Origin of the sequence: Paenibacillus sp. NRS-1760, from assembly GCF_050467785.1 — a bacterium.
In the GTDB taxonomy this organism is placed as follows: Bacteria; Bacillota; Bacilli; order Paenibacillales; family Paenibacillaceae; genus Pristimantibacillus.
Genome location: NZ_JBITPK010000005.1, coordinates 139,280 through 154,651, shown reverse-complemented (window position 1 = coordinate 154,651; position 15,372 = coordinate 139,280). Strand labels below are relative to the sequence as shown.

The 15,372-nt window shown below is 44.7% G+C and carries 14 protein-coding genes; 10 read left to right on the top strand and 4 right to left on the bottom strand.

The features are described 5' to 3' along the window. Positions 1 to 212: 212 nt before the first annotated feature. Positions 213 to 413 (top strand): cold-shock protein, encoded by a 201-nt coding sequence (locus tag ACIFSR_RS01305; RefSeq protein ID WP_054024035.1) that lies wholly within the window; start codon positions 213 to 215, stop codon positions 411 to 413. 168 nt (positions 414 to 581) lie between these two features. On the opposite strand, the gene fabV is transcribed toward ACIFSR_RS01305, so the two are convergent. Beyond that, a complete protein-coding gene (gene fabV / locus ACIFSR_RS01300) occupies positions 582 to 1,772 on the bottom strand; it encodes an enoyl-ACP reductase FabV (RefSeq protein WP_339203697.1) in 1,191 nt (396 codons plus the stop codon). A 204-nt stretch (positions 1,773 to 1,976) separates the two neighbouring features. Further along, the gene (locus tag ACIFSR_RS01295) at positions 1,977 to 2,186 is read right to left on the bottom strand and encodes an alpha/beta-type small acid-soluble spore protein (RefSeq protein WP_076266703.1); all 210 of its coding nucleotides are present in this window, start codon (positions 2,184 to 2,186) and stop codon (positions 1,977 to 1,979) included. A 133-nt stretch (positions 2,187 to 2,319) separates the two neighbouring features. On the opposite strand from ACIFSR_RS01295, the gene ACIFSR_RS01290 reads away from it, so the two are divergent. The 3 genes from ACIFSR_RS01290 to ACIFSR_RS01280 all read left to right on the top strand — a co-directional run bounded on the left by ACIFSR_RS01290 (position 2,320) and on the right by ACIFSR_RS01280 (position 4,264). Next, positions 2,320 to 2,961, top strand: coding sequence for an ATP-dependent DNA ligase (locus tag ACIFSR_RS01290; RefSeq protein WP_339203696.1), 642 nt, complete (start codon positions 2,320 to 2,322; stop codon positions 2,959 to 2,961). A gap of 173 nt (positions 2,962 to 3,134) precedes the next feature. Continuing rightward, complete coding sequence (locus ACIFSR_RS01285; RefSeq protein WP_430054269.1) at positions 3,135 to 3,320, top strand: hypothetical protein; 186 nt, start codon at positions 3,135 to 3,137, stop codon at positions 3,318 to 3,320. Positions 3,321 to 3,469: 149 nt separating this feature from the next. Continuing rightward, positions 3,470 to 4,264 carry an alpha/beta fold hydrolase gene (locus tag ACIFSR_RS01280; RefSeq protein WP_430054267.1) on the top strand — a complete coding sequence of 265 codons (795 nt, stop codon included), beginning with the start codon at positions 3,470 to 3,472 and terminating at the stop codon, positions 4,262 to 4,264. Positions 4,265 to 4,413: 149 nt separating this feature from the next. Here ACIFSR_RS01280 and ACIFSR_RS01275 read toward each other — a convergent pair whose 3' ends face one another. Then, complete coding sequence (locus ACIFSR_RS01275) at positions 4,414 to 4,899, bottom strand: C40 family peptidase (protein ID WP_430054265.1); 486 nt, start codon at positions 4,897 to 4,899, stop codon at positions 4,414 to 4,416. Between the two features lie 165 nt (positions 4,900 to 5,064). After that, positions 5,065 to 6,045 carry an aldo/keto reductase gene (locus ACIFSR_RS01270; RefSeq protein ID WP_339203694.1) on the bottom strand — a complete coding sequence of 327 codons (981 nt, stop codon included), beginning with the start codon at positions 6,043 to 6,045 and terminating at the stop codon, positions 5,065 to 5,067. Positions 6,046 to 6,288: 243 nt separating this feature from the next. Here ACIFSR_RS01270 and ACIFSR_RS01265 point away from each other — a divergent pair, with 243 nt between their 5' ends. The 6 genes from ACIFSR_RS01265 (at position 6,289) to ACIFSR_RS01240 (ending at position 15,333) form a co-directional block, all read left to right on the top strand. Beyond that, a complete protein-coding gene (locus tag ACIFSR_RS01265; protein ID WP_339203693.1) occupies positions 6,289 to 7,077 on the top strand; it encodes an alpha/beta hydrolase in 789 nt (262 codons plus the stop codon). Between the two features lie 182 nt (positions 7,078 to 7,259). Beyond that, positions 7,260 to 8,753: an alpha-N-arabinofuranosidase gene (locus ACIFSR_RS01260; protein WP_339209692.1), complete on the top strand. Its 1,494-nt coding sequence runs from the start codon at positions 7,260 to 7,262 to the stop codon at positions 8,751 to 8,753. Positions 8,754 to 8,767: 14 nt separating this feature from the next. Next, positions 8,768 to 9,040 carry a DUF6171 family protein gene (locus ACIFSR_RS01255; protein WP_339203692.1) on the top strand — a complete coding sequence of 91 codons (273 nt, stop codon included), beginning with the start codon at positions 8,768 to 8,770 and terminating at the stop codon, positions 9,038 to 9,040. 215 nt (positions 9,041 to 9,255) lie between these two features. Further along, positions 9,256 to 10,269 (top strand): S-layer homology domain-containing protein, encoded by a 1,014-nt coding sequence (locus ACIFSR_RS01250; protein WP_430054261.1) that lies wholly within the window; start codon positions 9,256 to 9,258, stop codon positions 10,267 to 10,269. Then, on the top strand, positions 10,266 to 10,862 hold the full coding sequence (locus tag ACIFSR_RS01245) for a TlpA family protein disulfide reductase (RefSeq protein WP_430054259.1): 597 nt from the start codon (positions 10,266 to 10,268) through the stop codon (positions 10,860 to 10,862). The genes ACIFSR_RS01250 and ACIFSR_RS01245 overlap by 4 nt, the downstream gene beginning before the upstream one ends. Positions 10,863 to 10,950: 88 nt before the next feature. Then, positions 10,951 to 15,333: a beta-L-arabinofuranosidase domain-containing protein gene (locus tag ACIFSR_RS01240; RefSeq protein ID WP_430054256.1), complete on the top strand. Its 4,383-nt coding sequence runs from the start codon at positions 10,951 to 10,953 to the stop codon at positions 15,331 to 15,333. Positions 15,334 to 15,372 lie beyond the last annotated feature (39 nt).

The window sequence follows — 15,372 nt, the reverse complement described above, 5'->3', positions numbered from 1 at the left end:
GTTATCCCGGAGAAAAAAGGGATTTAATCTTTTTTTAAAAGAAGACTTGCTTATTACAAATGCCTATGGTATATTATCAATACAAACAACAAATTTAACCTTGAATTCACATATTGAAAAGGTTGTCATTTGTATGATGATATCTTTTTCAATGTGTGATTTTTAGTTTTTCTGGAAAAAACATGTTAATATACTTTTGGAGGTAATCAATTATGGAACAAGGTACAGTAAAATGGTTTAACGCAGAGAAAGGCTTCGGTTTTATCGAAGTTGAAGGCGGCAATGACGTATTCGTACATTTCTCCGCAATCCAAGGCGACGGTTTCAAATCACTTGACGAAGGTCAACGCGTTGAGTTCAACGTAACTCAAGGCAACCGTGGACCACAAGCAGAAAACGTTGTAAAACTATAGTATCAAATCAAAACCCCTTAACTTCGGTTAAGGGGTTTTTTTTATACATTAATCAAGTTATAAATGATCCTTATAGCAGTGGCCATACCAGTAATGTATTTGCACCAGAAAACACAAAAAAACCAACTCGAGTGAATAAACGCTCGAATTGGTTTTAGAGTGGAAATATTAGCGAAGATTTGGAATGTTTACTTCTGGATTAACGTCTGCTTCATAATCGATGCCATCTGTCTCGAAACCGAACAGCTGGAAAAATTCACGACGATAACCTTCAAGATCAGAAAGATCATATACATTTTCTGTAGAGAGCTTAGCCCAAACATCGGCAACCTCAGCTTGGATTTCTGGTCTCATCTCCCAATCATCAACGCGGATAAGGCCTTTTTCATCAACCAGCGTTTCATTTTTGCCGTATAGACGTTCTGAGAATAAACGATACATTTGTTCAATGCAGCCCTCATGAATGCCTTTTTCTTTCATCACTTTATAAAGGGCGGAAATATAAAGTGGCACAACTGGAATCGCGGAGCTTGATTGCGTTACGAGCGCTTTGTTAACGGAAACGAATGCGCGACCGCCATTTGTGCTGAGCTGTTCATTAAGGCGGTGAGCCGTAGCTTCCAGATCATTTTTAGCAGCGCCAATTGTACCTTCACGATATACTGCATGTGTAATTTCAGGTCCAATGTAAGAGTAAGCAACTGTAGTTGCGCCTTCAGCAAGTGCTCCAGCTTTCTCAAGCTCGTCAATCCACATCTGCCAGTCCTCGCCGCCCATAACAGCAATCGTTTGACGAAGCTCGTCTTCTGTTGCCGGCTCGATTGTAGCTTGCGTTACATCGCCGTTATGGAAGTTAACGGTTTTGTTCGAATACGTGCCGCCAAGCGGCTTGATAACGGAAGAAAACGTTTCGCCTGTTTTTGGATGCGTACGGCGCGGAGAAGCAACGCTGTAGACAACGAGATCAATTTGACCTAGTTCCGTACGGATCAAGTCGATTGTTTTTGCTTTAATTTCATCAGAGAAAGCATCTCCAACGATGCTAAAAGATTTGCGTCCAGCAGCTGCAGCAGCTTCCTCGAAAGCAGCGGAATTGTACCAGCCAGCGGATGCTGTGCGTGCGCCTTCAGCAGCTTTGTCAAAATAAACGCCAATTGTATTAGCGCCAGCAGCGAAAGAAGAAACGATACGTGAAGCAAGACCATAACCTGTTGAAGCTCCAATGACGAGCACGTTGCGCGGGCCTTCAATGCTTGGTTGAGCGTTTACGTAATCGATTTGACGTTGTACTTGTTGTGCGCAGCCCTCAGGATGTGCTGTCGTACAAATAAAGCCACGTGTTTTTGGTTGAATAATCATATTAGAATATTCCTTTCCATAATGGAATTTGTTTGTATGCGTTATGTAACGGGACAACTCTCTCCCATTTTACCGATTTTTATGGAAGAAGGGAAGTTCTCCATTCGTGACAAAAGCATTTATTTGCACAATTTCTTATTTTTTCTCAAATAAATAAGCGCCAAGAAAGCATCTCTGCATTCTTGGCGCTTATTTATGTAGAAATTAACGACGTCCTGACAGCTGCTGTTCAGCCATTTGAACGAGCCGGCGTGTAATTAATCCGCCGATAGAGCCCATATCGCGAGTGGTCATATTGCCATAATATCCGTCTTGCGGAAGTTGAATGCCAAGCTCTTGGGCCACTTCATATTTAAGCTGCTCTAGAGCTGCACGGGCTTGCGGTATAAGAAGTTGATTCGTACGATTTGCCATCTTTTCTCAGCCTCCTTCTTGAACCTATTATGTGGATACGAGGGAGAGTTTATTCATATCATTCACCTAAATTTACCTCCTATTTTTGAAGTGAAATCATGCTAAAATGGTTAAACGGAAAGGGGGCGCCGTAATGTTCGTGGAACCCATGTTATTAACGGAATATGAAAAACCTTTTGATGATGATGATTTTATATTTGAACCCCTATTGGATGGACATCGCCTGCAGCTCTCCTTTATGGGAAGCAAGGCTGCTTTATATACTCGGCATTTCAATGAAGTTACGCGGCAGTATCCCGAATTACATAATGTACCGCTGAGGGAGCCTGCGGATGTTCTGTTAGATGGCGAGGTAACCTATGTAAACCCATTTACAGGAGCGATTGAGTTCGAGTCGCTGCAGGAACGTTACAGGTTGAAGAAGGAGCCGAGTATCCGTGAAGCCAAAAGGACGAAGCCGGTCCAGTTTTTTGTATTTGATATTCTTTATTACAACGGGCTTGATTTAAGGCAAAAACCGCTGCTTGAGCGAAAGCGGCTGCTGGAATATATTTTGGAGGATAATGCCTATTTCAAAAAGATGCTGTACGTGGAGCGAGAGGGTGCGGCTATTTTTGATCTTGTAAGAAGATCGGATTTGGAGGGCATTGCCTGCAAGCGCAAGGATAGCACCTACGCTGAGGGACGTCAGGAGAGCTGGCTAAAGGTGATAAATGATGATTATAAATCGTTATCGATGGCTTCAGATCAGAAAAAAACCTCAATTGCTGAGTAAAGGTATTATTAATATTCTTATTAATAACAACGAATTTGCGTAGATGATTTTATATGGAGTGAGATGAATGCTGTCGGCAAAAGCTGATGGCATTTTTTTGCGTTTATTTCTTTAACGAAGGAATGAAATACTGCCTATGAAAAACGGTTTTCAATCGAAAGGGGAGTTATGCGATGTTCAAATATTTTAGCAAACTGCTTGCATTGGTTCTTGTTTGCTTATTGCTTGTACCTGCACCATTAATTGTGGCTGCTGAAGGTAATACAGAACACGTTCAGATTATCTTGGATAGTGCAAACCAGAGCAAAATCAAATCCGATGAGAAAGGCATGTTTATTTTTTATTCATTTCATCCATAAAAGGAAAATATGATCATCTTATTGAATACATGTAAGATAGCGTGGTTATTCATTAAAGCAGAACAGGACGTGACTTCATTTTGATGTCTATTTTTAAGAATGAAATTGTCGAGAAAGAATATTGTCTTTGTTATGAGAAATGCTTGGACATGTTTGAAATGGAATACAAATCACTGTACCTCCCGACATCCTTCGGAGAAACCCATGTGTTATGCTTCGGCGATTCAAGTAAGCAGCCATTGCTGCTTCTGCATGGAATGACCATGAGCAGTACAATGTGGTATCCCAATATAAAGCAGCTGACTCAAGAACGCTGTGTATATGCAGTTGATGTAATGGGCGATTTTGGGAAGAGTAAACCAACAGCTGTAATAAAAAACAAGCAGGCTGCGCAGCAATGGCTTCTTGAAGTTTTGAACGCGCTCCTATTTGACAAGGTAGACATCGCTGGCCATTCTATGGGCGGCTTCTTAGCGCTTAATTTTTCAATCGCTTACCCAGACCGCGTTTCCAAGCTCATTCTTTATGCCCCTGCGGGTACCTTCCATAAAATAAGCTATAATTTTTTTATGAAGGTTTACCCTGCGTTATTGTTTCAATCAGAGAAATGGGTCGATAATGCTTTTCGTTGGTTCTCGGGCAGGGGGGAGCAGTTAACACCTATCTTTCGCACTCAAGTTATTGCAGGGTATCGCCATGCCAAGCCTCTTTTGCAGGTAATGCCTTCCGTATTTCCTATAGAGGAATTTCATAACTTCAAAGTTGCTACTTTGCTTCTTGTTGGAGATAAAGAGGTCATTTATCCTGCTTTGAAGGCAATAGCCTATGCGAAAAAAGCGATTCCTGGCCTTGAAGCTCATTTAATCGAAGGAGCAAGTCATTCACTAACGATGGAGCAAGCGGAAATAGTAAATGATTTAACGCTGCAATTTCTAAGAAAGTGATTTCGTTTTCTATTTCGTTTTCTATTAAGTTGTTTCATATCCCTTATATATGGTTAAGAATGTTATAGAAGCTTGCGATTGATTCACGATAAACAGAAAAAAAGCTGCTATCGCAAAGGGCGATAACAGCCAAATTCTATATTATAAAATTAATTTGTGACGCGTCTTGCTGTAACATAACTTTTGGACCAGTAGCTGGAGGTCATGTCCGACACGGTAACGCCAGTGCTTGTAGCGCTGTGGATAATTTTGTTGTTGCCTGCATAAATAGCGACATGGCTGATCGTCTTGCCATTCGTTTTAAAGAAAACAAGATCGCCCATGCTGAGTGAACCCTTAGGAACCTTCTTGCCAACCGTAGCTTGTGCTACAGATGTGCGTGGAAGAGAAACATCAAGTCCTTTGAACAAAAATTGAGTGAAAGATGAACAGTCAAAAGCGTATGTAACGCCTGCCGGTGCACCGAATTTATATGGAGTGCCGATAAATTCTTTTCCTGTAGAAACAAGATTAAGTGTTTCAGGTGTAGCTGCATGTGCCTTTGGAGCAAAAGTTCCGATTGTGAATGCCGATATGACGATAGCGCTGCAAATGCCTGCTTTGGCAATCGATTTCAGTAGGTGTAATTTTCTCATGCTGTCAGGTTGTCCCTCCGCGTTTCGTTTTATGTATTATGACTATAACACATCCGCAAAAGGGCTATTTTCACTCATGAGAACAAAAGGGCAGGTATAATAAGGATTATGAGCGATTATGAGAATTAAATGAAAAAATATTAATAATCCGCGTATTCCCGCGAATTAAGGCATATTTATGCCTCTTGCGCTTACTAGAAGCGTGTACCATTGCTCTCTCGTCATAAGTTCCGATTGCTTCACCGCATCCTTACAGGCTGCTATCCGCTTAGGATTTACAGTGCCGATTACAGGCTGAATACGAGCGGGATGCTTCATTAACCAAGCTAGTACGATGGCTTCCGGTGTCGTTTCATTTTCTTCAGCTATTTGTTGTACGAGAGCAGCTGTTTTCAATTCTGACTCCGATGCGTTTTCGGATACTCTTCCAGAAAATTTCCCCTGTGCCAGTGGCCCCCATGCTTGAATTTGTATATTTTCCATTTGCATCAATTCCATAAGACCTTCAGCAAAGTTGTCTTTTAAACCTGCCTTTTGGTTGACATGCACACCTTGATCGATGAAATCATGACGAAGTAGACTCATCTCCAGCTGATTTACGACAATAGGATCGGGCAGCGAGCGCTGCAGGAAACGAATTTGTCCCGGGCTCATATTGGATACGCCAAAGTTGCGAACCTTGCCGGATAATTTCAGCTTCGTAAAAGCTTCTGCAATTTCATCCGGCTCCATAAGCGGATCAGGACGATGAAGCAGCAAAACATCTAAGTATTCTGTGCCAAGCCTCTCCAATATGCCATCAACAGACGATAATATATGCTCTTGCGAGAAATTGAAGCGACCAGGTAAAATGCCATCCGAGAGCTGAATGCCTACTTTGGATTGAATGACGAGCTGCTCACGAAGCTTGGGCTGCTGTTTAAGAATTTGACCGAATACGGATTCTGCTTTGCCTCTTGTGTAAATGTCCGCATGATCATACATCGTAATGCCGATTGATAGCGCGGCTTCTATCGCTTCCTCTGCTTGCTTGATATGACTAGGGGTAATCGGGTCTGCAAGATCCCAGCTTCCGCCAAAACCCATACAGCCTAACACGAGACGGCTATCGGATATTCCACGACGCTCTAAAGGCATCATTTTCATTCGTAATCAACCTCCAAAATTTATATTCGCTCTGTGACGATTTCTATTATACCTTTCTATTTCTGTACATATAAGCACTGAAAAAAAGTTCACTAACTAACCTTAGGGCGTATAGGACATGGAAGCATCACCGTTTCATATGATAGATTGCAAGCGCTTCATATAGATGCTACATTACTAGTATTACATATCATTAGAGTAAGTTGATAAAAAAAGCATATCTATTAATAGGAGGAATATCGTTTGGCACTCATTACTTGCAACTTTTTTTCTGAGGCACTGGGCCTCAGTACATCGATGACCGTTATTTTGCCGCAGCAGACGACATCGCAAATTGGTATGAATAATCGCAGCAGTCAGAAGCTTCATAAAACGTTATATTTACTGCATGGCTTGTCTGATGATGATACCATTTGGATGCGCAGAACTTCTATCGAACGTTATGTAGCCGAGCAAGGTTTTGCGGTTATCATGCCGAATGTGCATCAAAGCTTTTATACGGATATGGCATATGGCAATAAATATTGGACGTTTCTAACCGAAGAGCTTCCGGCCGTTGCTCGTTCTTTCTTCCCTCTATCTGATGCCCGTGAAGATAATTTTGTCGCGGGCTTATCGATGGGCGGTTATGGAGCATTCAAATGGGCATTAAGGCATCCGGATCGTTTTGCCGCAGCTGGCAGCTTATCCGGTGCGCTGGATATGGCGGATATGGTGAAACGGAGCGAAATGACTGATCTGAAGCGTCTGTTCCATCTCATATATGGTGATAAAGAAATTAAAGGCACGGATGATGATTTGCTGCATCTTGTAGCGGGGAGTGCCAAGCTGGATTCGGCGGCTAAGCCTCTGCTCTATCAGTGCTGTGGTACGGAGGATTTTCTATACAATGATAATATCGCCTTCCGTAATGCGAGCGAGCAGGCTAATTATCCTTTAACTTATATTGAAGGCCCAGGCAATCATGAATGGAGCTATTGGGACACGCATATCCAGCAGTTCTTAGAATGGCTGCCAAAACAAAACGAATAAGAAGGAAGCTATCATGCCGAGAGGCTGGTAGCTTTTTTTTTATTCGAAGGGTTGCAAAATGTATCCGCTACCATTATGATTTGGTTAGGATTAACGTTTAAGTATTTGGATAAATAAATATGTTAATCCAACTATTTATCAAAGTCTATTTATTCTATTATATTGAAGCGAGGTCGATTCATTTGGCAAACCGCATAACCATTAACGCTGATTTGGCTGCAGGTACGATTAATCGCAATATTTATGGACATTTCTCTGAGCATTTGGGACGTTGTATTTATGAAGGGATATGGGTAGGAGAGGATTCTCCTATTCCGAACACAAACGGGATTCGCAATGATGTAGTTGCAGCGCTTAAGCAGCTGAAAATTCCAGTTCTTCGTTGGCCGGGGGGCTGCTTCGCGGACGAATATCATTGGAAGGATGGCATTGGGCCGCGCGAGTCGCGCAAGCGGATGATCAACACCCACTGGGGCGGTGTTGTTGAGAACAATCATTTTGGCACGCATGAGTTTTTGATGCTGTGTGAAATGCTGGAATGCGAGCCTTACATATCAGGAAACGTGGGCAGCGGCACCGTTCAGGAAATGTCGGAGTGGGTGGAGTACATGACATTTGACGGCGTATCGCCAATGGCAGAACTGCGTACAGAAAACGGCAGGGAAAAGCCGTGGAACGTGAAATATTTTGGCGTCGGCAACGAGAACTGGGGCTGCGGCGGCAACATGCGTCCTGAATATTATGCGGATCTGTATCGCAGATATCAAACCTATGTGCGCAATTATGGCGATAACAAAATCCATAAGATCGCTTGTGGTCCAAACGTAGATGATTACGGCTGGATGGACGTTGTCATGCGGGAAGCGCATGGGATGATGGATGCGATATCGCTGCATTATTACACCATTCCGGGTGAGTTTTGGACGCAAAAAGGTGCTGCAACAGGCTTCTCCGAGGATGAATGGTACGGTACATTAAAGAAAACCTTTTATATGGACGAGCTGATTACACGCCATTCGGCTATTATGGATCGTTATGATCCGAAGAAGCGGGTAGGCCTTATGGTTGATGAATGGGGTACGTGGTACGATGTGGAGCCGGGTACAAATCCAGGGTTCCTGTATCAGCAAAACACAATTCGTGATGCGCTGGTTGCTGGAATTACGCTTCATATCTTCCACGATCATTGTGACCGGGTACAAATGGCTAACATTGCTCAGGTGATCAATGTGCTGCAATCGGTCATTTTGACTGAGGGTGAGAAAATGGTGCTGACGCCAACATATCACGTTTTTGATATGTATAAGGTGCATCAGGATGCAACGCTTCTTACCACTTCGATTGACAGTCAGGATTATGCGCACAATGACCAGAAGATTCCGCAAGTATCCGTATCTGCTTCGAAGGACGCGAGTGGCCGCATCCATGTAAGCTTGTGTAATTTGGACAATCAGTCCGAAGCGGATGTGGAGATTGATCTTCGCGGCCTAGCAGGTGCAGGGCTTAAGGTTTCGGGTACAGAGCTTACAGCTTCCGTTAAGGACGCGCACAACAATTTTGAAAATCCGGAAGCTGTTGCGCCAACCGCATTCCAAGCTTTCACTGTTAATGGATCAAAAATTAGCGCGAAGCTCTCCCCAATGTCGGTAACGGTGCTAGAGCTGATCTCGGAATAGGGATACCTCCAGCGATGAGCAGCAAAAATGCGTGCAAAGGCTGTCGTGATGATTACCTTGTCACTGATGAGCAGATCGATCGGATTTTGGCGGCGCCGATGTTCCAGTCCGAAATTAGTGTGCCGGATGATGTGTACGAGCAGCGCCTACAGCAATGTAGAGGCTGCCCGAAGTTTCAATATGGTACGACATGTACCGTATGCGGGTGTTTCGTACGTATTGCCGCCAAATATAAAGAACGTGCTTGTCCGAATCCTGGGGATAGCCGCTGGCCAAAATATGCATGAAAATATATGATTAAGAATCTTAGAGCTGCTCTCTGTCTATATAGAGAGCAGCTCTATTTATTTTTAAAAAGGAACGGCGGAAATTCATAACTTTTAACCTGATATTGCAAATACATTCCAAATTCATCTTTGTACAATAAAACTATCGATTGGATTGCTAAATGGTTATGCACATCTCTCATTACTATTCTATGTAGATGAAAGGGACGATTTCATTGAAGAAATGTAAGCGTTTTATGTCGGCTGGTTTGATCGTTTTATTGCTTGCTATGGCACTCCCAAGCTTTGCGTTTGCAGCGGATACGCCGGTGTTCGCACTTACTCAGGAGAAATCGGATAAGGATATTAAAATTGTCGTTACTGCCGATAAGCTAACCGATATGTACGCTTATGAGGTGAAGCTGTCATTTGATGCAAAGAAGCTTCGTTTTAAGAGTGCCAGCAGCAGCATTGCAGGATTCTCGATATCGCCGATCGTCGAAGGCAATCAAATTATGTTTGCTGCGACGAAGATAGGGAACAAAGCAGGAGAAAATGGTAAAAGCGTATTATCAAGCTTTCTATTCGAGCCAATAGGAAATGGAGATACCGAGGTATTGCTCACAGATGCGAAGCTTGTAAAAAGTACCCTCGATTCCAGTACGCTGAAGCCTAATGTGAAGCTTACCGCTAACCTAGGAAATTCAGCATTTTCATTCAAAGATATTGCGGGGCACTGGGCAAAAGGATCCATTGAACGAGCTGTTAATCTAGGTTTTGTTAACGGTTATACGGACGGAACCTTCAAACCAAATGCAGAGGTTACCCGCGCGGAATTTGCAGCGATGCTCGTCCGAGCACTAGATTTGAAGGCTGATCTTGCAGCAGATATATCGTTTAAAGATGCAGGCAGCATACCAAGCTGGGCTTCCGCTTTCGTTGGAACTGCAGTAAAAGCTGGCATTATAACAGGGTACGAGGACAATACATTCCGCCCTAGCAAGCCAATTAATCGCGCGGAGATTGCGGTAATGGTCGTTAGAGCGCTCGAATGGAAGGTTGATCAGGCGAAAAAATCGTCGTTTGCAGATCGGAGCCAAATTCCAGCTTGGGCGGAGCCTTTTGTTGCGATGGCTGCCGAAGCGGGCATCATCAAAGGCAGAGGCGAAAATAAGTTTGCACCAAGCGCTAATGCGACTCGAGCTGAAGCCGTTACTCTCTTGCTTGCTTTGATTGACTCAAAGCAATGAAAAAAACGATTCTAGTGATTTCCGTTTTTTTGTCAGCTACGGTCTTGGGTTTGTTTTTCATATTAAATTCGGATCAAACGAGCGGCAATGCAGGCGATAAGCTGGATGCATCCGCGCTGGAGAGCGTATTAAGTGTGAATCAGGAAGCTGCTTTGCACCGCAAAGCGACTTCAGGAGTGAAGGCGCCTGCCTTTACGCTCAAGGATCTGAACGGAATAACCCACACCGTAGCGGGTGCAGAAGATAAACCGATTGTATTGCAGTTTTGGGCGAGCTGGTGTGAGGCATGCAGTGTTGAAGCCCCCACCTTAAGGAAGCTGCATGAGAAATACGAAGATAAGGTCGATTTTTATGGCGTGAATCTATCATCAGAAGAAAAACAAGCAAGCGCAATTGAAACGTTCATCGAGGAAAATGAATGGCGGTTTACGAATTTACTGGATGCCAATAAACGTGCCTCTTATTTATACGAGCTGCATGCGCTGCCAACTACGTTTATTATCGATACGGACGGCACGGTACTGGATACATTTCATTTGATAGATCCGATGGAGTTTGAGAGCAAGCTGGATATGTTAACGGAGGGGAGGTGAGCTTGCATCATATACTAGCAGCTGAATTGAAACGCAAGCTTAGCATGAGCTTGCGATTGCAAGAATTAAGATTGAGGAGTGAAGCTGGATGTGGTTCAGTGCCAGGCTGAAATCAATGATTGTTTTACCGCTCATTTTTTCAATGTATGTTAGCATTTTTCTGCCAGCAGTTCATGTAGAAGCTGCGACTGGAGCAGAGCCGGTTTTTTTCGAGGATCATTTCAATCGTTCCATCATTAATGAAAATTGGACGGTCATCGATGGAATATGGTCAACGGCAAATGGCAAAATGACCGGAGAAAGCGGATCGGGATCTAAAGCTTTGGTTAAGCAAACCGAAATACAAGATGGCACCGTGGAGGCAGATATAAGCCTTGCCAGTCGCAACGGTGATGCGGGATTGCTTTTCCGAACGGTTAGCGCAGCGCCAGGGGCGGACAATGTGAAAGGTTATTACGCAGGCATTTCCGCGCAAGGAACGGGCAGCGTATTTCTAGGCCGTATGGACAACAAATGGACTGAGCTGAAGCGAACTTCGATAGCGATTAATCCTAATGTAGTTTATCACTTTAAAGTTAGCGTTGCCGGATCGCAAATTAAGTTTTATGTCAATGATAAGCTGGTGTTGGAACAATCGGATACGACCTATACGAAAGGTCAGGTCGGCGTAAGGCTTTACCAATCCCAGCCGACCTATGACAATCTCAAACTTTCAAATGATAAGGGGGAGCTCGCATTTACGGATTCATTTGATGCCCCAGCGGATGGGCTCACATTGCCGAGTTGGCATGCTGCTCAAGGCGAGTGGGAATTGCAATCGGGCGGGATAACGGTAAACGCTGGCGCAAATCAGGCTTTGCTCGTAAAAGATACGGTGTTCACCGATTTTACAGTGGAGACTGATATTAAGCTGCCGCTAGCTGCGGGTACTGCAGGACTTTTGTTTCGAACTAAGCTAAGCGGTGAGGGAAAGGTGCTCCAAGGTTATTTTGCAGGACTGCGAAATGATGGAAACTTGGTTCTTCGCCGGCTAACGGATAAGTGGACCGATCTGAAAGTCGTTAAGGCGCTGGATACGGTCACTGCGAACAAGTTTTATCAATTGAAGGTCGTAACCTATGGGAATGGCATCAAAATATATGTGGACGATATGCATAATTCCATTCTGGAATACACCGATGACAGTGAACAAAAGTTTACCTCAGGCGGCATTGGGGTATGGGCGGATGAGTCTGAGCCGCTATTTGACAATTTTATTGCAACAGACTATGCCGTACCGGCGGAGTCGTTCCAAGAGCTGGTCAAAAATAAAGATCCGCTTGTACAAACACCGTTTGTGCCGCTTCCGCTTGGATCGGTCAAAGCTGATGGTTGGCTGCTTAAGCAATTAGAACTAATGAAGGATGGTGCAACCGGATACGCAGAGGATTTATACGGAGAGCTCAGCACAAATTCGGAGTGGCTGGGTGGAACAGCGCCAGAATCGAACTGGGAACGCCCTATCTATTATGTGAAGGGGTTGGTCGCGCTCGCTTATACGCTTGACGATCCGGAGCTGATTGCAAAGTCGCAAAAATGGGTCAATTGGATGTTGAATAGCCAGCGTGATGACGGCTTCTTCGGTCCTGCCAGCGACAATGATTGGTGGCCGCGCATGGTTGCTATTTATGTGCTCAAGGATTATTACGAGGCGACAAATGATAAGCGAGTGATTTCTTTTCTTACGAACTATTTTCATTACCAGCTGAACAATCTAGACCAGCGTCCGCTTAGGGATTGGGGACAAATCCGCAGCGGCGACAATATGAATGTCGTCCTCTGGCTGTACAACCGTACAGGAGATGAGTTTCTGCTGCAGCTCGTTGAGAAGCTGCATAAGCAAGGCGGTGATGAGACTGACATTTTTACGAACGACCATTTTTTAACAGCCGCTAAGATTAATCCTGATAACTTTTACTCGCAGCATACAGTCAACGTCAATCAATCGATTAAAACCCCCTCTATTTATTATCAACTATCGAACATTGAAGCAGATAAGCTTGCATTTCAAGCAGGCGTAGAGCATCTGAATCAATCACACAATCAAATTACCGGCATGAATTCAGGAACAGAGATGCTCGCAGGGTTAGCTTCAACGCAAGGGGTTGAGCTTTGTGCCATTGTGGAACGGGTACACAGCAACGCGGTTGCAGCCATGATTACCGGTGATCCGGCAATCGGAGATGCGCTGGAGAAAATTACTTTTAATTCGCTTCCGGGTGCAATGAGCAAGGATATTAAAACCCATCAATACTATTCGCTGCCGAATCAAGTGCAAAGCGGCGTAACCGATCATGGCTATAAGCAAAATTACGGAAATGGCACCGTACAATCGCCTTATTCGGGTTATCCTTGCTGTCGTTTCAATATGCATATGGGCTGGCCTTATTTTGTGAAGGACATGTGGGCGGGTACTTCGGATGGCGGGCTTGGCGTTATTGCCTATGGACCGAGCCGTGTATCAGCCAAAATCAATGGAGCGAATGTAACCGTTAAGGAAACGACGAACTATCCGTTCGAGGATCAAATTCGGTTTACGATTGAGGAAGCGTCCAAGAGTGTGAATTTCCCGCTGAAGCTGCGTATTCCGGAATGGACGGACAAAGCAGTTATCACGGTGAATGGGCAGCCGCAAGAGGCAGTAGTATCCGGCCAATATTTTACGATTGATCGGCAATGGACAAAAGGCGATACCGTTGTATTGACGCTGCCAATGGAGCTCAAAACGTCGTCTTGGGTCAACAATTCAATTGGCATCGAACGAGGACCGCTCGTATTCTCTCTGAAAATCGATGAGAACTGGGTAGAGCAGTCTAATCCAGCGCCGCAAGTGAAGGCGCCTGGCTTCAAGGAATACAGCATCAATGCGCAGTCCCCTTGGAATTATGGTTTGCTGCTTGATCGCGACAACCCAGCAGATTCGATTCAGGTCGTCGTATCCGATATGCCGGATAATCCGTTCATACAGGAGACTACCCCGATAAAGCTAATTGCGAAAGGGAAGAGAATCCCGTCATGGGGCAAAGCAGCTAACGGGGTATCAGCCGCAGAGCCGCCGGTTGGTCCTGTATTTTCCGCAGAGCCTACGGAGGAAATTACGCTTGTTCCGTTTGGAGCAGAAAACCTGCGGGTTACTTATTTCCCTGAGGTGACTGAGGAAACGGGCATTCAACCTTATAAATATGAGGCGGAAAACGCCCAGCTGTTCAAGGCGACGGCTCGCAGCAATAATGTGCATGCATCAGGCTCAAGCTACGTTGGCGGCATCGATTATGCCGACAGCTACGTTAACTTTAATCAGGTTGAGGTTCCAGCAGCAGGGACGTACAAAATGTTCATTTGGTACGCACAAAATACGGGGAATTATCAGCCAGCTGCTGCAAAAATTATGGTTAATGAAGGCGAAGAGCAGTCCTTGCAGCTCGCAGGGACGATTAATTGGGGCCGATTTATGGCTTCAAGCGTCAACGTTGAGCTGAAGGAAGGGGTTAACTCGATCAAGTTTATGCGGGGTTCTGGACCAAATCCAGGCTTTTATGAGCTAGACTACATCGCATTGTCAGCAGCTAGTAAAGAAGCTGTTGAGCCTTCGGATCAAGGGACAGCTGTACTGACAGGTGCTGCAAGCGTACCGAGCGGTGCTGATCTGAATCTTACCTTAGCGGTTCGAAATGTTACGGACAGTGTGTATCAGAGCGTTTATGCGCAGGACGTTACGGTAACCTTTGATCCAAGCAAACTAAGCTTCTCGGGTGCGGCATCACTACGAGAGGGGCTGAATGTACTTGAACCCAAAGAGCTTGAGCCGGGCAAAATTCGGATATTAGCCTTTGGAGAGGGGGCAGCCCTTTCACCAAACGAAGACTGGCTGAAGCTGACTTTCCGAGCTGGCATAGCAGATGAAACGGTAAATACCTCTATAACGGTAACCGACGTTAAGCTTGCAAACGCAGAAGGGCAGGAGCAGCTGCTGCTTGAAGCTCAGCATCATCTTCAGATACAGGCAGCTCCGGGTGATAAGTCTGCACTGCTGGCGGCGTTATCGCAAGCGCAGGCTTTGTATGATGGAGCGGAAACAGGAACAGAACCGGGACAATATCCTCCTGCGATGAAGCAGCAGCTGCAATCGGCTATCAACAAAGCAAAGCTGGTTGCTGATGACGAGAAGGCAACGAAAGCTGAAATTGCAGCCGCGATGACGAAGCTGAATGCTGCAGTAGAAGATTTCCTTGCCGGTGTCATCAAGCCAAGTAACGGTGACGTGAATCATGATAATAAAATTACTGTTGGCGATTTGGCGATTGTAGCTTATTCGTATGGCAAATCCAGCAGCGATCCGAATTGGCAGCAGTTCCAAAAGGCAGATTTGAATCATGATGGCAAAGTGGATATTGAGGATCTTGCATTACTCGCTCGTTTGATTCTTGGCTAAACGGTACAAGGGGGAAGGCGCATCACTTCCTCCACTAGA